This window comes from Cryobacterium levicorallinum, from assembly GCF_004402405.1.
GTDB lineage: Bacteria > Actinomycetota > Actinomycetes > Actinomycetales > Microbacteriaceae > Cryobacterium > Cryobacterium levicorallinum.
The window spans coordinates 1-20,639 of the sequence record NZ_SOFE01000002.1 but is presented as its reverse complement, the minus strand read 5'-3'; the positions used below and the strand labels follow the sequence as shown (position 1 = coordinate 20,639).

The following is a 20,639-nucleotide window of genomic DNA, read 5'->3' as shown; positions in this document are numbered from 1 at the left end:
ATCTGGGCGCAAGGCTACGAAAGGCAGTTCGGTGGATATTCGCATTGGTATTTTCAACTCTCCCCGTGAGATCGGTTTTGAGACTTCGCAGCCAGCGACCGAGATTGAGGAGACCGTTGCGGCGGCCCTCTCCGGTCAGACCGGCTATCTGAAGCTCAGCGACAGCAAGGGTCGCGTCTACATCGTTCCGACCGTGGGGCTCGCCTACGTCGAACTCGGCAGCGAAGAATCGCGCCGCGTCGGCTTCGTCGCCTAAAACGCCATGGAGCTGTTGTTCGTCGCGCTGTTCGGCACGCTCATCGGCCTCGGCGCACGGTACTTCCTGCCCGGACGCTCAACCCAGGGCTCGGTGCTGGTCCCCGCGATCGGAACGGCCGCGGCATCCTTGGTCTGGGTCGGGCTGACCTGGCTCGGCTGGAATTGGGCCGGGGGGTGGATCTGGTGGATGTCTCTCGGTGCCGCCGTCGCTGCATCCGTTGTGCTGAATCTTATGATCAGCCGGCAACGCATTCATGCCGATCAGCGGATGCTGCAGGCCCTGGCCAAAACCGGCACGGCCTAATCTCACATTCTTAAGCCGTGAGGCCGAGGCCATCCATGCGGCGGGTGTGCGCCGCGATGAGTTCGGTGAAGACCGGTTCGATGCGTGACTCATTGCTGCCCGCGCGGCCATTAGTGGGATCCGTGGCCGGCATGGCCGACCGGGCCACGAGCAGGGTGTCACCGACGAGCCGACGGCCCCACATCGCCAGCTGTGAGCCGAGCGCCTGGTCGTTTTCAATCGCGGTCTGGAGCTCGTGAACGAGCACGTCGGTACCGGAATCCTCGCCGAGCAATTGCGCGACGCGAGGCCCGATATCCCGCGGCAGGCCGTCGGACAGCCGAATGAAGAAGTCATCGAGCAAGCCACCGACGAGGTAGCAGCTCAGCAGTAATTCGTGCCAGTTGACACCGGCGGTCTTCGCGCGGAACGCATCGAGACTCACGACGAACGGGGCCATCTCAACGGCCGGCTCGTGGCCGCGGCGACGAATCTCGGTGATCAGTCCGTGGTGCTTGCTAAGCGCCCGACCGGCAGCGGAGCTGAGGCCTTCTTTAACGGCGAGGTTCGGTGCGGTCGCCACCGCACGGGCGAGGCTTTCGAATTCGCCGAGCTCGCTGTACGCGGCCTGACCAAGAAAATGCTGCACGCCCGGCGCGAGCGAACTGATGTCCACTTTTTCGGTTGGCTGGGGTGCCCCGCGGGCCGAAAGCCTCGGAGCTTCATTGCGCTGCGGGCGCCGACCGAACCACGTGACCACGGGCTTAGCTTAGAACAGCGCGCCTGTGGCCGCTGTCCAGACGGGGCAGTAAGGTGGAATTACGTCGCCGACAAGGATCGGCGGCCGCTGCCCGAGACGCAAAAACGGGCGCACTTCGCTTCCAGTTAATGACAGGCATACATTCGTGACTTTCTCCGAACTTAATATTGACCAGGACATGGTCGACTCCCTTGCTGACAAGGGCATCCTCGAACCGTTCCCCATTCAAACCCAGACCATCCCGCTCGCTCTCGCCGGCCAGGACATCATCGGCCAGGCCAAGACCGGCACCGGAAAGACCTTCGGCTTCGGGCTTCCGGTGATTCAGCGCCTCGGACTCGACCCGGAGCCCGGTGTGCAGGCGCTCATCGTCGTTCCGACGCGCGAACTGTGCGTGCAGGTCTCCGAAGACCTCGAACTCGCCGCGGCGAACCGTAATACAAAGATCGTCTCCATCTACGGCGGCAAGGCCTATGAGGGTCAGATCGAACAGCTCAAGGCTGGCGCTCAGATCGTCGTCGGCACCCCCGGCCGTCTGCTCGACCTCGCCGGCCAGCGTTTGCTCACCCTCGCCAACGTGCGCGAGATGGTGCTCGATGAGGCCGACAAGATGCTCGACCTCGGCTTCCTCTCCGACATTGAGAAGCTGTTCGCGCAGACCCCGGCGACCCGCCACACAATGCTGTTCTCGGCGACGATGCCCGGACCGATCGTTGCCCTGGCCCGCCGCTTCATGAACCGCCCGATTCACATTCGCGCGACCGACCCCGACGAAGGCCTCATGCAGGCCAACATCGAACACCTGGTCTACCGCGCGCACAACATGGACAAGGATGAGGTCATCGGCCGCATCCTCATGGCTGAGGGCCGTGGCAAGACCATCATCTTCACCCGCACCAAGCGTGCCGCCGCGAAGCTCGTCGAAGAACTTGGCGACCGTGGCTTCAACGCCACCGCCGTGCACGGCGACCTGAACCAGGAACAGCGCGAACGCGCCATGGCCAGCTTCAAGAGCGGCAAGAAAGAGATTCTGATTGCAACGGATGTCGCCGCTCGCGGCATCGACGTGGAAGACGTCACCCACGTGATCAACCACACCATCCCCGAAGACGAGAAGGCGTACCTGCACCGCGTCGGCCGCACGGGTCGCGCCGGCAAGAACGGAATCGCCGTCACCTTCGTCGACTGGGACGACCTGCACAAGTGGTCGCTCATCAACAAGGCCCTGGACTTCGGCCAGCCGGAACCGATGGAGACGTACTCCTCGTCACCGCACCTCTACACCGACCTGAACATTCCAGCCGGCTCCAAGGGCCGCCTGCGCGCCACCCCGGTGAAGGAGGTCACCGCGGGGGACGCTCGCACCGGCGGGGCCGGACGTACCGGCGGGTCGCGTTCCGCCGGAGCGGGCAGCCGATCCGGCGCGGCACGCTCTGGTCGCTCGGAGAGCGGGCGCTCCGAGGGCGGTCGTGGCTCCGGCCGTGGCGACTCTGCGCGCACCGGTTCTGACCGGCCAGCGACGAGCCCGGTTGCCGACGACGCCAGTCGCCCCGCCCGGTCACGCACCCGCGTCGGCTCCAGCACGAACCCGGACGCCCCGGCGGCAACTCCGGCCGCCGGCACGCACGATGGCGGCGGAGCCGAGCACCACGACGGAAACAACGCCCCGCTGCGTCGCAGCCGTACCCGTCGTCGCTCACCGCAGACCGGCAGCGCGATCTAATAGCTGCTCAGCACCGCTCGCGCCCGGCACCCGGGCTGCCTTCGCTTCGGCTTCGGCAGCCTCGGAGGTCGGGCGCGTTTGCGTTCAATGCTGCGGCATCCGCTTCAGGGGATCAACCGTAAACCGGAGCCGCGCCGCGGCCCTCGGCGATGATGCGGTCGAGAACGTCGGGGGCTGTGGTGTTCTCGCCGAGCAGGTTGGGCTTGCCGGTGCCGTGATAGTCGCTCGAACCGGTGACGGACAGCCCGAATTTGGCGGCGAGCTCGTACAGCCGTTTGGTGGGTTCCGGATTATTCTCGCGATGCTCCAGTTCGAGTCCGAACAGTCCGGCCTCAACCATCGTCTTCAAGCTGGATTCGGCGACGACGTCGCCGATGCCACGGGTGGCGGGGTGGGCGATGACCGGCACCCCCCCGGCGGCGCGCACGAGCTCGATCGCTCGCACCGGATCGGGAGCGTAGTGCGGCTGAAAGTAGCCGGCCTTCCAATGCAGAATGTCGGCGAAGGCCGCGCTGCGATTGAGGGCGTGCCCGCGGGCCACGAGGGCATCGGCGATATGTGGCCGGCCGACCGTGGCCTCAGGGGTGGTCTGGGCGAGCACATCGTCCCAGCTCAGGTCGTAATCCACGCCGATGCGGGCGACCATCTGCTCGGCCCGGCTGAGCCGGGCTGCGCGCACGCGGGTCATCTCCGCCAGCAGCGCCGAATCGTCAGGGTCAAAAAGATATGCCAAAAGGTGCACACTGGCGTACCGCACGCGGGTGCTGAATTCCATTCCCGGAATAAGTGTCAGGTGCTCGGTGCGTGCGGCCGCGGAAGCCTCGGCCCAGCCGGCCGTCGAATCGTGGTCGGTGAGGGCGATCGTGCCGAGCCCCGCCACGGCTGCGGCGTGCACGAGCTCCGCCGGAGTCTCGGTGCCGTCCGACACGCTCGAGTGTGCGTGAAGGTCGATCGGACCCCGAAATTGCCGCGCGACTGCCATGCTCCCATGCTAGTTGGACACCTGCGCCCGTTCATTGCTGACCACGGCACTGGGGATTCCCCAGAATACTGATCTAGGGTTCAGAACAATGTTCTCCAGACTCCTTCGGGCACTGATTCTGATCGGTGCCGCCGTCATCCTGCTGGTGGTGACCTGGCCGCAGGCGTTCGGCCTGCACAACAGCTGGGTCGTCGCCCATCTGGTGTCCTTTCGCGCCGTGGCCGTCATAGGCGCGGTCGTCGGGCTCGTCCTGCTCGGGGTACTGCGGTTTATTCGCCCGCTGCGTCGAACATTGGGAATGGCCATGGTGCTGCTCGCCCTGTTCGGTATCGCCAACGTCGGCATTCTGGCCTCCCGCGGTTTCACGACCACGGTTTCGCCCACCCAGGGTCAGCTCAGCGCCGAAGCGGATGCCGACTCCGTCACCGTACTCAGTTGGAACACGCTCGGAGACGCTCCCGGCGCCGCGGTCATCGCCGCGCAAGCGCTGGCCCAAAACGCCGACGTCGTGACCCTGCCCGAAACGACGGAAGAGACCGGCATTCTGATCGCCGAAGCGATGCGCGACGCCGGCCGCCCAATGTGGGTGCACACCCTGGCCTTCGATCTGGTCTCCAAGGCCCGCTCCACCACCGTGCTGATCAGCCCGGACCTGGGCGACTACACGGTCACCAACGCGGCCGGGTCCGGGCCGCCCGGCAACACCAATGTGCTGCCGACCGTGGTGGCCGAACCGGTCGACGGGACCGGCCCGACCATTGTGGCGGTGCATGCCGTTGCACCGATTCAGTATGAGATGTCGAACTGGCGCAGCGATCTCGACTGGCTCGCCACCCAGTGCCTGGGCGACGACGTGATCATGGCGGGCGACTTCAATTCCACGCTCGACCATATGGCGGGGCGCGCGAGCGGCGGCGGCTCGGTTCTCGGCAACTGCTCGGATGCTGCCCTGTCAATCGGTGCGGCATCCGTCGGCACGTGGCCGACCGCGATGCCCGCGCTGCTCGGCAGCCCGATCGATCACGTGATGGCCACCCCGAACTGGCGGGTCTTGGGCCTGCAGGTGATCGAGTCACTGGACGAGGCCGGAAGCGATCACCGACCGATCGTGGCGACGCTGACGCCGGCCAGTTAGTTTCGGACAGCCGCGCAGGATCCGCTCGTCGCAGCATCTGCAGCACCCGATCGGGCGCCGCCCAGAGTGCGGTGTGAGAATGGGGGAATGGCTGATACTACTGCTCCCGCACTTATTCCTGCCGCGCGTTCGAACGAGAACCGTTCGACCACTCCCAGGTCTACCGGCTTCAAAGCTTTCATCGCGAGCGGATGGGCCGAACGCACCGACGTTCTGCCGCCAGCTCGCGAGCAGGCACCGTTCGCCGCCGCACGTCGCGCCCGGCTATCCGCGCAGTACCCGGGCCAGCGACTGATCATTCCGGCCGGCCGCCTCAAGCAGCGCTCCAACGACACTGACTACGCCTTCCGCGCCCACTCGGCCTTCGCCCACCTCACCGGCTGGGGCAGCGACAGCGAACCCGGTGCCGTGCTCGTGCTGGAACCAGCGGCCGCTGTCGGCCACGACGCGACCCTGTACTTTCGCGAGCGGGCCGGCCGCGACTCCGACGAGTTCTACGCCAACCCCGACATCGGCGAATTCTGGATCGGACCGCGTCCATCCGTCGCCCAGGTCGCCAGCGACCTCGCCGTCGCGGTGCGCGGCATCGCCGACCTCGCCGCAGTGCTGAAGGCGGTCGACAGCGAAACCCTCGTGTTGCGTGAAGCCGATCCGACCTTTACCGAGCAGGTCGACGAGGCCCGCCTGCGTTTCGCCGCCGAGCGGGTGCTCAGCAGCAACGCCACCGACTCTCCGTTCAGCATCGAGATCAATGCCGAGCATGAGCCCGACGCCGGCCTGGCCCGGGATCTGTCCGAACTGCGCCTCGTGAAGGACGCCTGGGAGATCGCGCAAATGCGCCTCGCTGTCGCCGCCACCGCCCGCGGATTCGACGACGTCATCGCCGACCTCCCCCGCTCCAGCCAGCATGCCCGCGGCGAACGCCTCGTCGAGGGTGTGTTCAACACCCGCGCCCGCAGCGACGGCAACACGGTCGGCTACGACACCATCGCCGCTTCGGGCCCGCACGCCTGCATTCTGCACTGGACCCGCAACGACGGCGTTGTCGCCGCCGGTGACCTCATTCTCATCGACGCCGGCGTCGAACTCGACAGCTACTACACCGCCGACATTACCCGCACCCTCCCGGTGAATGGCGTCTACAGCGACGTCCAGCGCCAGGTCTACGAAACCGTGCGTGAGGCAGCGGATGCCGCCCTCGCCGTCGTTCGCCCCGGTGCCATCTTTCGCGACGTGCACGCCGCCGCGATGCAGGTCATCGCGAGGCGCACCGCGGAGTGGGGAATGCTCCCGGTCACCGCGGAGGAGGCCCTTCTTCCGGACAACGGCCAACACCGCCGTTACATGGTGCACGGTACCAGCCACCACCTCGGCATCGACGTGCACGACTGCGCGCAGGCACGCCGCGACATGTATATGGACGGCGTGCTCGAACCGGGCATGGTCTTCACGATCGAACCCGGCCTGTACTTTCAGCCCGACGACCTCACGGTGCCGGCCGAATTCCGCGGCATCGGCGTGCGCATCGAAGACGACATCCTGGTGACCGCCACCGGAGCCGAAAACCTCTCCGCAGCTATTCCCCGCACCGCGAATGAAGTTGAAGCCTGGATCGCCGCGAAGCACAGCTAAACAGGTTCGCGAGAGCGCAAAAAGTGCCCGATTGGGACTCCCAATCGGGCACTTTTTGCGCTCTCGCGTGACTATTCGGAGGGGATCGGAGGATCTACCGGGGGCGCAGCAGGCGCTGTTGGCTCGGCCTCGCGGAATCCCGAGAGCAGGTTGCGGGCCCGGTTGACCAGTTCGACGTCGACGATGATCTGGTAGTTGGTCGCGATGACCTGCATGGTCGAGGTGAAGTCGCGGCGGCGGCGGTTGATCGCGTAGCTCGCAATGCCGAGCAGCATGCCGAATCCGGCACCCATAATCAGGGCGGCGAAGACGAACGGTAGGCTCGATCCGGTCGGCGAGAACAAAAAGAACAGAATCCCGAAGAAAATTCCCAACCAGGCACCGGATGCCGCGCCAGCGAGCGCGACCCGGCCGTAGGTGAGTTTGCCGGTCACTCGCTCGACACTCTTGAGGTCGTTGCCGACAATCGCCAGCTGCTTCACCGGAAAGTCCGCCTTGGCGAGCGTGTCGACCGCGCTCTGCGCATCGGCGTAGGTGCTGTACGTCGCGAGCACCTCTCCGCGCGGCAACACGGGAGGCAAAACTGGGCGACGCCGGGGAAACAGACTCTGGTTGCTCATTCCGGTATTCTTTCACGCAGACCTGTTGACATGCCCGATCGTGCCACCTCAGGTAATCCATTCAATGGACTCGGCGAACGTCTCCTCACCGTCGTCGTCGTCAAAGACATTGGCCACCATGTGGGTGACGAAGAGCGCAAAGCCCAGAGCAATGTCCTTGAAGAGCTCGCGGTCGAACGGGCCGTACCACGAGACACCGCCCGGGCTTTCGGGGTCCAGGTCGAGCCGGTTGATGGCGAAGTCGCCCTCCAAAGAGAGGATGACGATTCGGAGCGAGCGAAACGGCGGGTTCCCGCCGATCAGGTCGCCGAGACCCCGTGCCTCCTCAGCGTTGACCGCCAGGAGGTGGGACAGCGAAACGGCATTGCCCGCGGTGCGATCGGTTGCGACCGCAAATTTCAGGTAGCTCATCCGGTCGCCGGAGACCAGGTGGATTGATTCGGCCTTGACCGATAATTGCCGATAGGCGAGGATGTCGTGCGCTGCGTTCAGGAGACCGGTGAGCGCCCGGCCGGCGGCGGCGCTGTCTTTGACTTTGCCGTAGTCGGGTGCCACTCCGCTCCAGATCAATTGCACGGCTCGCCTCGCCGGCGGAATGCCGTCCTTCGCCGGAAAGCTCAACGTTCGCCCTGCGCCCGGAAAGCGGGCCCGGCCGAGCACCGCGCAGTGAACTTTTGTCGGGAATCATGGGCAAGTTCGCAAACGGTCATGAGCGCAACCCTATTCCGTGCCGGCAATTCGTGCCTGGTCACCATCGTCGGGCTGGTGGCCGACACGGGAAGTCGTGCCGGGCCACCAATGTCGGGCCAGTGGCCTACATTTATATTGTGAGTGCCACCAGAGTTTTTGTCGCCCGACTGGCCGGGTGCACCGTTTTCGACCCCGCGGGCGACCGCGTGGGCAAGGTGCGCGATGTTCTCGTGGTGTATCGAAAAAACGACCCGCCCAGCGTCGTCGGCCTGATCGTGGAGATCCCCGGTAAACGACGCGTCTTCGTGTCGATCAACCGGGTCACCAGCATCGGCAGCGGCCAGATCATCACGACCGGCCTCATCAATGTTCGCCGCTATGAGCAGCGCGGCGGCGAGGTGCGCGTCATCGCCGAACTCCTCGGCCGCAAGGTGCTCTTCACCGACGGCTCGGGCGACGCCACCATTGAAGACGTCGCGATCAAGGAGGGCACGGAGGCCGACTGGGCGATCAGCCAGCTGTTCGTGCGTCGCCCCAAGACCAGCGCCTCCCCCTTCGTCAAGGGCGTCACGACCTTTGCAACCTGGGCAGAGGTGCGCGAGAAAGCGACCGAAGGCCAGGCGCAGTCCGCCGAACACCTCATCGCGACCTATTCCGATTTGAAACCGGCCGACCTCGCCAATACCCTGCTCGACCTGCCGCGCGAGCGCATGTTTGAGGTGGCCGGCGAGCTGCCCGACGATCGCCTCGCCGACGTGCTCGAAGAGATGCCAGAGACCGATCAGGTCGGCATTCTGACCAGCCTCGGCGATGCCCGCGCCGCCGATGTGCTCGATCAGATGCAGCCCGACGATGCGGCCGACCTCATCGCCCAGCTGCCCGAGGAGCGCGGCGAGCAGCTGCTCGACCTGATGGAGCCCGAAGAAGCCGAAGACGTGCGGTTTCTGCTCTCCTACGCTCCCGACACGGCCGGCGGCCTCATGACGACCGAGCCGATCATCGTCTCGGCCGATGCCACCGTCGCCGAGGGGCTCGCGCGCATCCGTCGTCATGATCTTGCCCCGGCACTCGGTGCGGCGATCTGCGTGACCCTGCCCCCCTACGAAGCTCCCACCGGTCGTTTTCTGGGCATGGTGCATTTTCAGCGGATGCTGCGCTACCCGCCCCACGAGCGGCTCGGCACGCTGCTCGACGCAGGTCTGGATCCGGTGACCGCCGACACGTCGGCCGCCGAAGTCAGCCGTATTCTGGCGAGCTACGACCTTGTGTCGGTGCCCGTGGTCGATGAGAATTACCGACTGGTCGGGGTGGTGACGATTGATGACGTGCTCGATTACCTGCTGCCCGACGACTGGCGCAGCCACGACGGCAATGACGATGTGCGTCGCCGCGCCGCCGCCCGCAGCGAGCTGAGAACCGGCAGCATCCCGCTCCCCGGAGCGCAAAGGACGACTCGTGGCCCGCAATAATCGCGCCGACCTGCGCCTCGATGCGCCCAAGGGGCTGCGAACCGGCAACCTCGTGGGTCTCGGGCGCAACGGCGGCCACAGCCGGGACCGGTTCGGCCGCTTCACCGAGGCCATCGCCCGCGGCATGGGAACCCCCTGGTTTTTGCTCGGACTCACCCTGTTCGCCGTCGCCTGGATCTCCTGGAACACGCTCGCCCCGGTTGCCTGGCGATTCGACTCCGTCGCGCTCGGCTTCATCGCCCTGACCCTCGTGCTCTCGATGCAGGCCTCGTATGCCGCGCCGATGATTCTGCTCGCGCAGAACCGTCAGGACGACCGTGATCGTGTGCAGTTCGAGCAGGACCGCCAGCGGTCAGAACGCACCCTCGCTGACACCGAATATCTCGCCCGTGAGGTTGTAGCGCTGCGCATTGCGATCAAGGACATGGCCTCGAAAGACTTCATCCGCGCGGAACTGCGTGCGTTGCTCGAGCATCTGGATGAGCGCAGTGATGAGCGCAGCGACGAACGAGCAGCCCCAGACAGCACCGACGAAAGCCGCCCCACCGCATGACTTCTACACCTTTTCCTCCGGCCCCTCTGACTCCAGAGCCCGACAGCATCCGCTCCCGCGTCTTCACCGCCCTATCACGGGTGACCGACCCCGAGATTCGCAAGCCCATCACCGACCTCGACATGGTGTCCGGGGTGAGCGTGAGCGATGACGGTCAGGTGAGCGTCGGCATCCGCTTGACCATTGCCGGTTGTCCGGCCGCCCAGCGCATCGAGAGCGACGTTCTCGCCGCCGCCGAGTCGGTGTCCGGGCCGGGGCGCGCGAGCGTCGAGGTGGCGATCATGACCCGCGAGCAACGCACCGCGCTGACTGAGAAGCTGCGCGGCGGCCAGGTGGCACGCAGTGTGCAGTTCGGCCCGGAGTCGCTCACCCGCGTTTACGCGATCACGAGCGGCAAGGGCGGCGTCGGCAAGTCCACCGTCACCGCGAACCTGGCCGTGGCGCTGGCCGGTGAAGGCCTGCGAGTGGGAATCGTCGACGCAGACGTGCACGGCTTCAGCATTCCCGGCCTGCTCGGCCTGGTGCACGACGGCCTCGCGGTCAAACCAACCCAGGTCGGCGACATGATTTTGCCGCCGATCGCGCACGACGTGAAGGTCATCTCGATCGGCATGTTCATCGACGACGCGTCGGCCGCGGTCGCCTGGCGCGGACCGATGCTGCACCGCACGATCAAGCAGTTTCTCACCGATGTGTACTTCGGCGACCTCGACGTGCTGCTGCTCGACCTGCCACCGGGCACCGGCGACGTCGCCATCACGGTCGGCCAGCTGCTCCCCCACGCCGAGGTCATCGTCGTGACCACGCCGCAGTCCGCAGCGGCCGATGTGGCCGAACGCAGCGGCGTCGTGGCCCGCCAGACCGGGCAGAGCGTCTACGGCGTGATCGAGAACATGTCGGCGATGGTGCAGCCCGACGGCAGCTTGCTCGAGCTGTTCGGTTCGGGCGGCGGCGACGAGGTCGCCAGGCGCCTCTCCGTCGGGCAGCCCGCGCCGGTGCCGGTGCTAGCGCAGGTTCCGCTAAGCCTGGCCCTGCGCAGCGGCGGTGATGCCGGGCTCCCGGTCGTGCTCGGCGCGCCCGACGACCCGGCCGCTCGCGCCATTCTGGAGCTCGCGCACCGTATGAAGACGCGGGCCCGCGGACTGGCCGGCCTCAGCCTGGGCCTCACACCGCGCTAGCCGGCCCAATGAAACCGCCCGGGAATCCTTATTCCTTCGGCTTCACCAGCGTCGCGGCATGGTCGGGAACCTGGTGGTTCTCCTCCCGCGGCGGCCGTTCATAGTCCGAAGCCGGCGGCCTGGGCGGAATGTGCACCTTCGGCGGGTCCGTTTTCTCGTACGGCACGAGCGAGAGCAGATGGCTGATCACGTTCAACCGGCTGGCCCGCTTGTCCTCGCTCTCGACCACCCACCAGGGCGCTTCGGCGATGTCGGTGTGCACGAACATCTCATCCTTCGCCTTGGAATACTCGACCCACTGGGTGATCGACAGCACATCCGTTTCGGAGAGCTTCCAACGCCGCATCGGGTCTTTCAGCCGGGAGCGAAACCGTCGTTCCTGCTCCAGGTCAGACACCGAGAACCAGTACTTGACCAGCAGAATTCCGTCTTCGACCAGCATCCGTTCGAACAGGGGTGCCTGGTGCAGAAACCGGCGGTATTCATCGGAAGTGCAGTAGCCCATCACCCGCTCGACGCCAGCCCGGTTGTACCAGGATCGGTCCATCAGCACGATCTCGCCGGTCGAGGGCAGGTGCTCGATGTAGCGCTGAAAATACCACTGGCCGCGCTGGCGCTCGGTCGGCATCGGCAGCGCGACGATGCGCGCCACCCGGGGATTGAGATATTCGGTGATGCGCTTGATCGCCGAACCCTTGCCGGCAGCATCGCGGCCCTCGAAGATCACCACGACGCGGGCACCGGATGCCTTCACCCACTGCTGCATCGTGACCAGTTCGGCCTGCAGCCGGGCGAGTTCGGTCTCGTAGATGGACTTTTTTACTCGCTTGGGCTGCTTCAACTCGCTCATCCGTTCTCCTTGGAGCGTTACGTCGCCTCAGAGTCGAACGGGGCCGGCTCGAGCGCGGCCAGGGCGGCTTCCCTGGCACGTTTGCGTTTCAAATAGGCGCCGTCGGGGTTCGGCTCGGCCCGGGAAATTGACGCGGATTGCTCCTTGACCGGGTCTTCATCGGCGAGGGCTTCTCGAATTATACGGCGGGGATCGTACTGGCGTGGGTCGAGTTTTTTCCAGTCCAGATCGTCGAACTCCGGACCCATCTCGTCGCGCATGCGATCTTTGGCACCATTGGCCATGTCGCGCAGCTGGCGTACCAGGCGAGCAAGCTGGGCGGCGTAGTGCGGCAACTTGTCTGGGCCAAGCAAAAAGACAGCGATGATCCCGATCAGCAGAATCTTTTCGAACGTCAGCCCAAACATGTCCCTAGAATATCTGCCCGGCGGGGCATCCATGGACCAGTCCACCTCGGCCCTAGTCTTGAGCTAATCATCTACTGGAGTTATTTGTGTCTGACATTGAATTGAACTGGAAGTTCTCCGACGACTGTGTCGTCGAATCCGAAGCCATCGCGCGCGCGCGTCAACAATCCCTCGAACTCGGGATCGACGCGATTGCACCCTCGGTGGGCGCACAGTCCGCCGTGATCGCCGCCGCCACCGGGGCCCGCAGCATCCTCGAGGTCGGTACCGGGGCCGGAGTGTCGGGGATCTGGCTGCTCACCGGCGCGCCCGGCGCTACCCTGACCTCGATCGATACCGAGGTCGATCATCTACAGCACGCCAAAGCCAATTTCGCCGAGGCGAAGATTCCGGCCAACCGGGTTCGCCTGATCACAGGCAAGGCCGGTGAGGTGCTGCCCCGCATGAACGAGAATTCTTACGACATTGTTTTCGTTGACGCCGACCCGCAGTCGGTCATCGAATACGTTGAACACGGCCTGCGCCTGGCCCGCCCGGGCGGAACCGTACTCGTGGCGCACGCCCTGTGGCGCGGCCGCGTCGCCGACCCGGCGCAGCGCGACGACGTGGCCACCGGTTTTCGCACGCTGCTGACCGAGATCGCCGGGTCGAGTGCCGTGATCAGCGCGCTCTCCCCCGTCGGCGATGGGCTGCTGCAGATCACCAAGCTGAGCGCTTAACCGACCGCACATAGAAAAGAACGGCTGCGCGAGCAGCCGTTCTTTTCTATTTCAAACCAGAGGAACGCTACTTCGCCGCAGCGACAACCCCTGCGAGTGCATCGTGAAGTTCCTTGGCCTCGGCGTCGTTGACTGATACAACGAGCCGACCCCCACCTTCGAGCGGTACACGCACGATGATCAGACGCCCCTCTTTTACCGCCTCCATTGGACCGTCTCCGGTTCGTGGCTTCATGGCCGCCATGAACTCCCCTTCCATTCGTCTTTGTATATCCATTATCGACTATCTCGGCCCGAGACGTAAATTAGGGCCTGATCGCGGTCGTTTAAGGCGGTGTCCAGTCGTAGCCGTCGACACCCCAGCAGATCAGCAGCCAGCCCCACTGCCCGGCCACGCAGACCAGAACGATCGCCACGCGATAGGCCCGGTTACGCGGCATCGCGGCCGCGCCGAGCAGCGGAAACATCGGCATGAGCAGCCGAAACGTGCTGGACTGCGGAAAAAACACCGCAAGCAGGTACAGGGCGTAACTCGCCAGCCACAGCCGCAGGTCAACGCCGAGACGTCGCACGGCGGGGGTGAACAGCAGTAGCGCGAAGGCCAGAATCAGGGCAGTCACCACGACGATACCCAACGGGCTGCCGAGCCACCAGACGCCGCTCTGGAACCAGGCCGTGAACGGCACGAGCTCCTGATAGCCGATGTACGGTGCTCGCCAAGCCAGTTCCGTGTCCGTATAGGCCATCAGGTCGCCGGTCGCCGCCCACGCTGCGAGCGGCCAGGCCAGTCCCATCAGAGCGCTGAACAGGGTAACGGATGCCGCCAGCATCCGCTCTCGAGGCGCAAAAGGATCACGCGCGCGCGTGACGAACCGATAGATCACGTGCAGCCCGAGCGCGAGCGCGAAGGCCAGCCCGCTCGGCCGGGTCAGGGCCATCACCGCGATCACCGGAAACAGCAGCCAGTAGCGGCGTTCGAGCAGCAGGTAGAGCGCGAGGGTCAGAAAGAAGAGGTACATCGACTCGGCGTAGGCGAACTGCAGCATGGGCGACAGCGGGGCGGCACAGAACAGAACGACCGCGAACAGGGCCGTGGCCGGCGACTGCACCCGGGCCATCAGCCGGTAGAACAGCAGCGCGGTGCCGAGGCTGAAGGCGACCGAGACGAACACCGCCACCGGCGCCCAGGATAACCCGGTCAGTTCCATAAGCAGGCGCGCCAGTACCGGGTACCCCGGCATGAACGCCCAGGCGTTCTCGCCGATCTGGCCGGTCGAGGTTTCCGGCAGCACACTCGGGTAGCCGACAACGGCGACGATGTTGTACCAGTTGCCGTCCCACATATTGGCGAAGTCGGTGTATTTCGGGCTCGCGCCGGTCCAGGCGTTGGGGCCCTGCACGCTCGCCAGCATGAGGACCAGGCTCGTCGTGACCACGCGCGACAGCGCCCAGACCACGATCACCTTGCCCCACCACGGCGTCAGCCGATAGCGGGCCTGCCACGCAGCGGGCAGCCGGCGGGCGGGCGGGCGGCGGGGGTCTGGGCGGCGGGTGGCTTGGTTGCGGGAGCGCAGCGTCCGCTCAGTCATCGTTCTGTCGCTGCGTTAGCGAACGGATGCGCTCAGCCAGGCGCGCAGTCCGATCTCGCAGGCCGTGATCTCTTCTACGGCCACGCGCTCGTCGTCGGCGTGCGCCTTCAGCGGGTCGCCGGGGCCGTAGTTGACGGCCGGAACGCCGAGGGCGGAGAAGCGTGCGACGTCGGTCCAGCCGTATTTGGGCGTGGCCACGCCGCCGACGGCAGCGAGGAATTCGCGGGCGAGCGGGGCGTCGAGGCCGGGGCGCGCTCCCTCGGCCCGGTCCACGACCGTCAGATCGTAGCCGGCGAACAGCTCGCGCAGGTGGGCGACGGCCTCATCGCCGCTGCGGCTCGGCGCGAAACGGTAGTTGACGTGCACCATGCACTCGTCCGGGATGATATTGCCGGCGACACCGCCGGTGATGCCGACCGCGTTGAGTCCTTCGCGGTAGATCAGGCCCTCAACCTCAACCTCGCGGGCCTGATACCCGGCTAAAATGTTCAGGATGGGTGCGGCCTTGTGGATGGCATTCTCGCCGACCCAGCTGCGCGCGGAGTGCGAGCGCAGTCCGAACGTGCGGATCTCGACCCGCAGGTTGCCGTTGCAACCGCCCTCGATCTGGCTTTTGGTCGGTTCGCCGAGAATGGCGAAATCACCCGTGAACAGGTCGGGACGATTGCGAGCCAGACGGCCGAGGCCGTTGAGTTCGTCGGAGACTTCTTCGTGGTCGTACCACATCCAGGTCACGTCGACTCCGGGGTCGCTCAGTTCGGCGGCGAGCTTGAGCTGCACGGCCACCCCCGCCTTCATGTCGACGGTGCCGCGGCCCCACAGGTAGTCGATGCCGTCGATGGTCTCGTAGCGGGTCGGCAGGTTGTCGTTGAGCGGCACGGTGTCGATGTGGCCGGCGATGACGACGCGCTGGGCACGATTCAGGTTGGTGCGAGCGACGACGGTGTCGCCGTCGCGAATGATTTCGAGGTGGTCGAAGCCCTTCAGCGCGGCGACGATCGCATCGGCCAGGGCGGTCTCATTGCCGGAGACCGACTCCATGTCGCAAATTTGTCTGGTCAGTTCGATCGATGTTGCCGTCAGGTCAAGTACGGTGAATTTCGCTGGGGCCGGAAGTCTAGAAGTCACCCTACTAATCTAGAGGTATGCCCTCCGTTCTGACCAAAAACGCTCCTTCTGACGCCACTCCGACCCAGGCGTGGGGGTATGGTCTCGCTTCTGTCGCCACCGACGGCACCGTGCTCGACACCTGGTTTCCGACCCCGGCCCTCGGCGCCCTGCCGACCGGCCGCGATCGCTGGATCATTCCGGCCGAACTCAGCGAGGCAGCCGGCGACGACGTGCGTCGAGCGGTGCGCCTCGAAGCCGTCACCGTGGAGATCACCCTCGACGCGGCCCCAGCCAGCACCTCGGATGCCTACCTGCGGCTGCACCTGCTCTCCCACCTGCTCGTTCTGCCGAACAGCATCAACCTCGACGGTATCTTCGCGCACCTGCCCACCGTGGTCTGGACCAACGCCGGCCCCATGCTGCCGGTCGACTTCGCCCGGCTTCGCCCGGCCCTGCAGCGCGCCGGCATCCAGGCCAGCGGCGTCGACAAGTTTCCGCCGCTGCTCGACTACGTCGTCCCGGCCGGCGTGAGAATAGCGGATGCCTCCCGCGTGCGGCTCGGCGCGCACCTCGCGCCCGGCACCACCGTGATGCACGAGGGCTTCGTCAACTTCAACGCCGGAACCCTCGGCTCCTCGATGGTCGAGGGCCGTATTTCGCAGGGTGTCGTGGTCGGTGACGGCGCCGATATCGGTGGCGGGGCATCCATTATGGGCACGCTCTCCGGCGGCGGTACCCAGCGCATTTCGATCGGTGCCCGCGCCCTGCTCGGCGCCAACTCCGGGGTCGGCATCGCCATCGGCGACGACAGCGTCGTCGAGGCCGGGCTCTACGTCACGGCCGGCACCAAGGTGATTCTGATCGGCGAGCCGGTCGGGGACGACGGCGCGCGGCCGACGGTGAAGGCCGTGGAGCTTTCCGGCGTGCCGAACCTGCTCTTTCGCCGCAATTCCATCTCCGGCGCCGTCGAGGTCCTCGCCCGCAGCGGCAGCGGCATCACGCTGAACGCCGCGCTGCACGCGTAGCAGCTGCAGAGCGGATGTCGGCGGGTTCCGCTAGCATCCGGGTAGAGGCAACACGCGAGGGAGTGATGTGGGCACCGACGCACCGCGCAGCAAGGGCCATCGCCGCATTCGGCGGTTGCTGATCGCGGTCGGTGTGGTGCTCAGCCTCGTCCTGGTCACGGCCGGGCTCGGGGTGTGGACGGTGACACGGTCGTTCCCGACGCTGTCGGGCACCGTCGACATCGAGGGATTGTCAAACCCGGTGACCGTGACTCGTGACGAAGCCGGGATACCTCAAATCACGGCGAAGACCGCGGCCGACCTGTTTCTGGCCGAGGGCTACGTGCACGCCCAAGACCGCTTCTGGGAGATGGATTTTCGCCGGCACGTGACCAGCGGCCGATTGTCGGAGCTGTTCGGCGAGAGCCAGGTGGGCACCGACACGTTTGTGCGGACGCTCGGCTGGCGAGCCGTCGCCGAACAGGAGGTAGCACTGCTCGACCCGGTCGCGCTTGGCTATTACCAGTCCTACGCCGACGGGGTGAACGCCTACCTCGACACCCACGACGGCGCTGATCTGTCACTGGAGTATGCCGTTTTGGGCCTGCAGAACCCCGGGTATGAGGTCGAGCCGTGGACTCCGGCGGATTCGGTCGCCTGGCTCAAGGCAATGGCCTGGGACCTGCGTTCCAACCTGGATGATGAGATCGACCGGGCACTGCTGTCGACGACGCTCACCCCGACCGAAGTGAACCAGCTGCACCCCGAGTACCCCGCGGGAGCACACCCGACCATCACCGGCAGCCAGACGGTCGTCGTTCCGTCGGCCGGGGCGCCGGAGGCCGCCGAGCCGGCCGGTGAACCAACGGCTGAGCCATCCGCCAGCACCGGCCTCGATTTGACCGTCGAGCCCGCGTCCGTCGACTCTTACGCGGGGGCGCTCACCGAGTTGCGCGCCGCACTCGGGGCAATTCCGGAGCTGCTCGGTCCGGCCGGCGGCGAGATCGGTTCCAACTCCTGGGTCGTCGCCGGCTCCCTCACCAACACCGGCATGCCACTGTTGGCCAACGACCCGCACCTCGGGCCGGCGCTGCCCTCGGTCTGGTACCAGGTCGGGCTGCGCTGCCAGTCGATCACCGCCGACTGCCCGTTCGACGTCGCCGGATACAGCTTCTCCGGTTTGCCCGGCGTGATCATCGGTCACACCGAGCGCATCGCCTGGGGTTTCACCAACCTCGGACCCGACGTCGCCGACCTCTACATTGAAAAAATCACCGGCGACAGCTATGAATTCGACGGCGCGGCGAAGCCGCTCCTGCTGCGCGACGAGAAGATCTCGGTGGCCGGCGGCGATGACGTGAAGATCGAGATTCGCTCGACCGAGCACGGACCGTTACTCAGCGGATTCGACGGCACCACGTACCAACGCATCGCCAGCGACTATCCGAAAGCGGCTGGACTGCCGACCGCTTCCTCCGGGGCAGAGTCCGGCGCTGAGGCCAGCGGTGTTGACCTAACGACGTATGAGCTGTCCCTGCAGTGGACCGCGCTGACACCGGGGCGAACGGCATCCGCTATTTTCGCACTCAACCAGGCGACCGACTGGACCAGCTTTCGGGCTGCCGCTGAACTGTTTGAGGTTCCGGCGCAAAACCTGACCTACGCCGACGTCGAGGGCAATATCGGCTATCAGGCTCCCGGGCTCATCCCCATTCGAGCCAGCGGTAGCGGTACCCTCCCGGTGCCGGGCTGGACCAGTGAATACGGCTGGACCGGCTACATCCCCTTTGAGGCGCTGCCGAGCACGTTCAATCCGCCGAGCGGATACATCGTCACGGCCAATAACGCCGCCGCCGACCCGGGCTCCCCGAACCTGCTGACCGCCGACTGGGATCTCGGATACCGGGCAAACCAGATCACCGCTCGCCTGCAAGAACTCATCGCGGTCGGAACTCCGCTCACCGCGGAGCTGATGAGCGACATTCAGGGCGACAACTACAGTGCGATCGCGGCTGCGCTGGTGCCTCGGCTACAGGAGGTGCGCCTCACCGGTTCAGCAGCTGAGGCGCAGCAGCTGCTCGATGGTTGGGACTACCAGGTGGATGCCGACAGCGCGGCGGCCGCCTACTTCAACGTGATCTGGCGCACGTTGCTGAAGGACATGTTCACCGGAAAGGTCGATGACGGCGCCCACCTCACCGGTGGTGACCGAGCGTTCTCCGTCGTGACGAGCCTGCTCGGCCAGCCTGACTCGCCGTGGTGGTCCAACCCCACCTATGGCACCGTCGGCCAGGAGAGCATGTTGCGGCGGGTCATGACGAGCGCCGCCGCCGAGAGTGCCGATCTGATGGGATCCGACCCGACCGACTGGCAGTGGGGCAGCATCCACACGCTCGACCTCAAGAACGCGAGCTTCGGTGAGTCGGGGATCGCCCCGCTGGAGTGGCTGTTCAACCGCGGACCCTACGAGTTGGCGGGCGGATCCGCCGTCGTGAACGCCGTCGGCTGGGATGCCACCCAGGGCTACCAGGTCGACTGGGTGCCGTCGATGCGGCAGGTGATCAACCTGGAGAACTTCGACGACTCCACCTGGATCAATCTCACCGGGGCATCCGGTCACGCCTTTCATTCCAACTACACCGATCAAGCACCGCTCTGGCGCGACCATGAGACGCGCCCGTGGCTGTTCACCCCCGCCGCCATCAAGGACGACGCGGCCGACACGCTCACCCTCAAGCCCGCGGCGTAGCCTGATTCTGGCCCGAACACCAGCCTGTGGAGAACTTTGACGGGGTTGTAGCAATCCGGTCTATGGTGACCCCATGCGCAACCCGCCGCGACGCCGCCCCGTGCACAGAACTGTGCTCACCGCTGCCGTGCTTTTCCTTGCCGGCACGCTGAGCGGATGCCTGGCCGCTCCCGTCCCGCCCAACACGACATCACCCGTCGCGGAGGCCACGGCCGCTCCCGCTGAGGCTCCCCCGATCTTCGCCTCGAACGACGAAGCCCTCGCTGCCGCCGAGGCGGCCTATACCGCGTATCTATCGGCCGGCGATACCGCTGGCGAAATTGGGTCCGATTCTTGGAATGATTACCTCGCTTTAACGACCGGACGCGAGCGAGATGGAGAAATCGAGACAAAGAAGGAATTGGACGACAACGGTTGGAGATTCACCGGCACCACCTCATTTGATTCGATGACAGTGCAGTCGTTTGGGGCTCTATCAAATGCAACATGGGAGATAAAGACCTACGTCTGTCTAGATGTGAGCCAAAGCCAAAAGGTGGATACGACTGGGCAAGCCGTTTCGGATCCAAATCAACCAACGCGCTGGCCATTGGTCGTTGTCTTTTACACCCCAGATGAAATGTCCAATCAACTTCTTATTGCGGAGTCAACGGTATGGTCCGGTTCAAATTTTTGCTAGCTTTCGGTGTCATCTCACTCGTGGCATTGGGTTCGTCCTCGATTTCAGCGTCTTACGCCAGCGAGACGACATGCAGCTCAAGTGACATCAAGAACGATACTTGTCCCCCCGAGCTGGTCTCGGGCGGACTCAACAATGGTCACGGCGTCGATGTATTCGCCGAAGGGTCTGCGACTTCGGACGGCACGGGGAAGGCCACTGGGTCCGGCGGCGGCGCGGCGGGCAGCCAGGTGCGACCGGCCATGTGCG

Annotated in this window: 21 protein-coding genes; 12 read left to right on the top strand and 9 right to left on the bottom strand. The window is 65.5% G+C overall.

The window, feature by feature from the left end:
• Positions 1-31: 31 nt before the first annotated feature.
• Both E3O11_RS01475 and E3O11_RS01470 read left to right on the top strand, forming a co-directional pair.
• Positions 32-256, top strand: a complete 225-nt coding sequence (locus E3O11_RS01475; protein WP_092108379.1) for a DUF3107 domain-containing protein — start codon at positions 32-34, stop codon at positions 254-256.
• A gap of 6 nt (positions 257-262) precedes the next feature.
• Positions 263-562 carry a hypothetical protein gene (locus tag E3O11_RS01470; protein WP_092450235.1) on the top strand — a complete coding sequence of 100 codons (300 nt, stop codon included), beginning with the start codon at positions 263-265 and terminating at the stop codon, positions 560-562.
• Between the two features lie 10 nt (positions 563-572).
• On the opposite strand, the gene E3O11_RS01465 is transcribed toward E3O11_RS01470, so the two are convergent.
• The gene (locus E3O11_RS01465; protein ID WP_092450237.1) at positions 573-1,301 is read right to left on the bottom strand and encodes a ferritin-like fold-containing protein; all 729 of its coding nucleotides are present in this window, start codon (positions 1,299-1,301) and stop codon (positions 573-575) included.
• 145 nt (positions 1,302-1,446) lie between these two features.
• Between E3O11_RS01465 and E3O11_RS01460 the strand changes: the two genes are divergently transcribed.
• Entirely contained in the window at positions 1,447-3,024 is a 1,578-nt protein-coding gene (locus E3O11_RS01460) for a DEAD/DEAH box helicase (RefSeq protein ID WP_092450238.1), read from the top strand.
• A 112-nt stretch (positions 3,025-3,136) separates the two neighbouring features.
• On the opposite strand, the gene E3O11_RS01455 is transcribed toward E3O11_RS01460, so the two are convergent.
• Positions 3,137-4,006 carry a PHP domain-containing protein gene (locus E3O11_RS01455; protein WP_092450239.1) on the bottom strand — a complete coding sequence of 290 codons (870 nt, stop codon included), beginning with the start codon at positions 4,004-4,006 and terminating at the stop codon, positions 3,137-3,139.
• Positions 4,007-4,094: 88 nt separating this feature from the next.
• Here E3O11_RS01455 and E3O11_RS01450 point away from each other — a divergent pair, with 88 nt between their 5' ends.
• On the top strand, positions 4,095-5,141 hold the full coding sequence (locus E3O11_RS01450) for an endonuclease/exonuclease/phosphatase family protein (protein WP_092450240.1): 1,047 nt from the start codon (positions 4,095-4,097) through the stop codon (positions 5,139-5,141).
• Positions 5,142-5,228: 87 nt separating this feature from the next.
• Positions 5,229-6,773: an aminopeptidase P family protein gene (locus E3O11_RS01445; RefSeq protein WP_092450242.1), complete on the top strand. Its 1,545-nt coding sequence runs from the start codon at positions 5,229-5,231 to the stop codon at positions 6,771-6,773.
• Between the two features lie 71 nt (positions 6,774-6,844).
• On the opposite strand, the gene E3O11_RS01440 is transcribed toward E3O11_RS01445, so the two are convergent.
• Both E3O11_RS01440 and E3O11_RS01435 read right to left on the bottom strand, forming a co-directional pair.
• On the bottom strand, positions 6,845-7,393 hold the full coding sequence (locus tag E3O11_RS01440) for a YflT domain-containing protein (protein ID WP_092450244.1): 549 nt from the start codon (positions 7,391-7,393) through the stop codon (positions 6,845-6,847).
• 48 nt (positions 7,394-7,441) lie between these two features.
• Entirely contained in the window at positions 7,442-7,969 is a 528-nt protein-coding gene (locus tag E3O11_RS01435; protein ID WP_134495359.1) for a hypothetical protein, read from the bottom strand.
• Between the two features lie 251 nt (positions 7,970-8,220).
• Between E3O11_RS01435 and E3O11_RS01430 the strand changes: the two genes are divergently transcribed.
• The 3 genes from E3O11_RS01430 to E3O11_RS01420 are packed head-to-tail and all read left to right on the top strand — an operon-like array spanning position 8,221 to position 11,283.
• Positions 8,221-9,552 carry a magnesium transporter MgtE N-terminal domain-containing protein gene (locus E3O11_RS01430; protein WP_092450442.1) on the top strand — a complete coding sequence of 444 codons (1,332 nt, stop codon included), beginning with the start codon at positions 8,221-8,223 and terminating at the stop codon, positions 9,550-9,552.
• Positions 9,539-10,105, top strand: coding sequence for a DUF1003 domain-containing protein (locus tag E3O11_RS01425; protein WP_092450248.1), 567 nt, complete (start codon positions 9,539-9,541; stop codon positions 10,103-10,105). Before E3O11_RS01430 ends, E3O11_RS01425 begins: the two co-directional genes overlap by 14 nt.
• Entirely contained in the window at positions 10,102-11,283 is a 1,182-nt protein-coding gene (locus E3O11_RS01420) for an Mrp/NBP35 family ATP-binding protein (RefSeq protein ID WP_092450250.1), read from the top strand. Before E3O11_RS01425 ends, E3O11_RS01420 begins: the two co-directional genes overlap by 4 nt.
• Positions 11,284-11,311: 28 nt before the next feature.
• On the opposite strand, the gene ppk2 is transcribed toward E3O11_RS01420, so the two are convergent.
• Together ppk2 and E3O11_RS01410 are read right to left on the bottom strand one after the other, a co-directional pair.
• The gene (gene ppk2, locus E3O11_RS01415) at positions 11,312-12,133 is read right to left on the bottom strand and encodes a polyphosphate kinase 2 (protein ID WP_092450252.1); all 822 of its coding nucleotides are present in this window, start codon (positions 12,131-12,133) and stop codon (positions 11,312-11,314) included.
• A gap of 17 nt (positions 12,134-12,150) precedes the next feature.
• A complete protein-coding gene (locus E3O11_RS01410) occupies positions 12,151-12,540 on the bottom strand; it encodes a sec-independent translocase (RefSeq protein WP_092450254.1) in 390 nt (129 codons plus the stop codon).
• Positions 12,541-12,626: 86 nt separating this feature from the next.
• On the opposite strand from E3O11_RS01410, the gene E3O11_RS01405 reads away from it, so the two are divergent.
• Positions 12,627-13,259, top strand: a complete 633-nt coding sequence (locus E3O11_RS01405; protein WP_092450256.1) for an O-methyltransferase — start codon at positions 12,627-12,629, stop codon at positions 13,257-13,259.
• A 67-nt stretch (positions 13,260-13,326) separates the two neighbouring features.
• Here E3O11_RS01405 and E3O11_RS01400 read toward each other — a convergent pair whose 3' ends face one another.
• The 3 genes from E3O11_RS01400 to dapE form a co-directional block, all read right to left on the bottom strand.
• Positions 13,327-13,503: a DUF3117 domain-containing protein gene (locus E3O11_RS01400; protein WP_092108645.1), complete on the bottom strand. Its 177-nt coding sequence runs from the start codon at positions 13,501-13,503 to the stop codon at positions 13,327-13,329.
• A gap of 82 nt (positions 13,504-13,585) precedes the next feature.
• Positions 13,586-14,848, bottom strand: a complete 1,263-nt coding sequence (locus E3O11_RS01395; protein ID WP_241994611.1) for a hypothetical protein — start codon at positions 14,846-14,848, stop codon at positions 13,586-13,588.
• A gap of 15 nt (positions 14,849-14,863) precedes the next feature.
• The gene (gene dapE / locus E3O11_RS01390) at positions 14,864-15,976 is read right to left on the bottom strand and encodes a succinyl-diaminopimelate desuccinylase (RefSeq protein ID WP_092450258.1); all 1,113 of its coding nucleotides are present in this window, start codon (positions 15,974-15,976) and stop codon (positions 14,864-14,866) included.
• Between the two features lie 17 nt (positions 15,977-15,993).
• Between dapE and dapD the strand changes: the two genes are divergently transcribed.
• The 3 genes from dapD (at position 15,994) to E3O11_RS01375 (ending at position 20,390) form a co-directional block, all read left to right on the top strand.
• Positions 15,994-16,983, top strand: coding sequence for a 2,3,4,5-tetrahydropyridine-2,6-dicarboxylate N-succinyltransferase (gene dapD / locus E3O11_RS01385; protein WP_092450260.1), 990 nt, complete (start codon positions 15,994-15,996; stop codon positions 16,981-16,983).
• Between the two features lie 67 nt (positions 16,984-17,050).
• Positions 17,051-19,711, top strand: coding sequence for a penicillin acylase family protein (locus E3O11_RS01380; protein ID WP_092450262.1), 2,661 nt, complete (start codon positions 17,051-17,053; stop codon positions 19,709-19,711).
• A gap of 73 nt (positions 19,712-19,784) precedes the next feature.
• A complete protein-coding gene (locus E3O11_RS01375; protein ID WP_134495357.1) occupies positions 19,785-20,390 on the top strand; it encodes a hypothetical protein in 606 nt (201 codons plus the stop codon).
• The last annotated feature ends 249 nt before the right edge of the window (positions 20,391-20,639 follow it).

Bases quoted from the DNA above. Each gene is read 5' to 3' on its own strand.
- E3O11_RS01455 (WP_092450239.1), bottom strand. From the start codon at position 4,006: ATGGCAGTCGCGCGGCAATTTCGGGGTCCGATCGACCTTCACGCACAC.
- E3O11_RS01445 (WP_092450242.1), top strand. From the start codon at position 5,229: ATGGCTGATACTACTGCTCCCGCACTTATTCCTGCCGCGCGTTCGAAC.
- E3O11_RS01400 (WP_092108645.1), bottom strand. From the start codon at position 13,503: ATGGCGGCCATGAAGCCACGAACCGGAGACGGTCCAATGGAGGCGGTA.
- E3O11_RS01470 (WP_092450235.1), top strand. From the start codon at position 263: ATGGAGCTGTTGTTCGTCGCGCTGTTCGGCACGCTCATCGGCCTCGGC.
- dapD (WP_092450260.1), top strand. From the start codon at position 15,994: ATGCCCTCCGTTCTGACCAAAAACGCTCCTTCTGACGCCACTCCGACC.
- E3O11_RS01450 (WP_092450240.1), top strand. From the start codon at position 4,095: ATGTTCTCCAGACTCCTTCGGGCACTGATTCTGATCGGTGCCGCCGTC.
- E3O11_RS01395 (WP_241994611.1), bottom strand. From the start codon at position 14,848: ATGACTGAGCGGACGCTGCGCTCCCGCAACCAAGCCACCCGCCGCCCA.
- E3O11_RS01375 (WP_134495357.1), top strand. From the start codon at position 19,785: ATGCGCAACCCGCCGCGACGCCGCCCCGTGCACAGAACTGTGCTCACC.
- E3O11_RS01420 (WP_092450250.1), top strand. From the start codon at position 10,102: ATGACTTCTACACCTTTTCCTCCGGCCCCTCTGACTCCAGAGCCCGAC.
- E3O11_RS01440 (WP_092450244.1), bottom strand. From the start codon at position 7,393: ATGAGCAACCAGAGTCTGTTTCCCCGGCGTCGCCCAGTTTTGCCTCCC.
- E3O11_RS01410 (WP_092450254.1), bottom strand. From the start codon at position 12,540: ATGTTTGGGCTGACGTTCGAAAAGATTCTGCTGATCGGGATCATCGCT.
- ppk2 (WP_092450252.1), bottom strand. From the start codon at position 12,133: ATGAGCGAGTTGAAGCAGCCCAAGCGAGTAAAAAAGTCCATCTACGAG.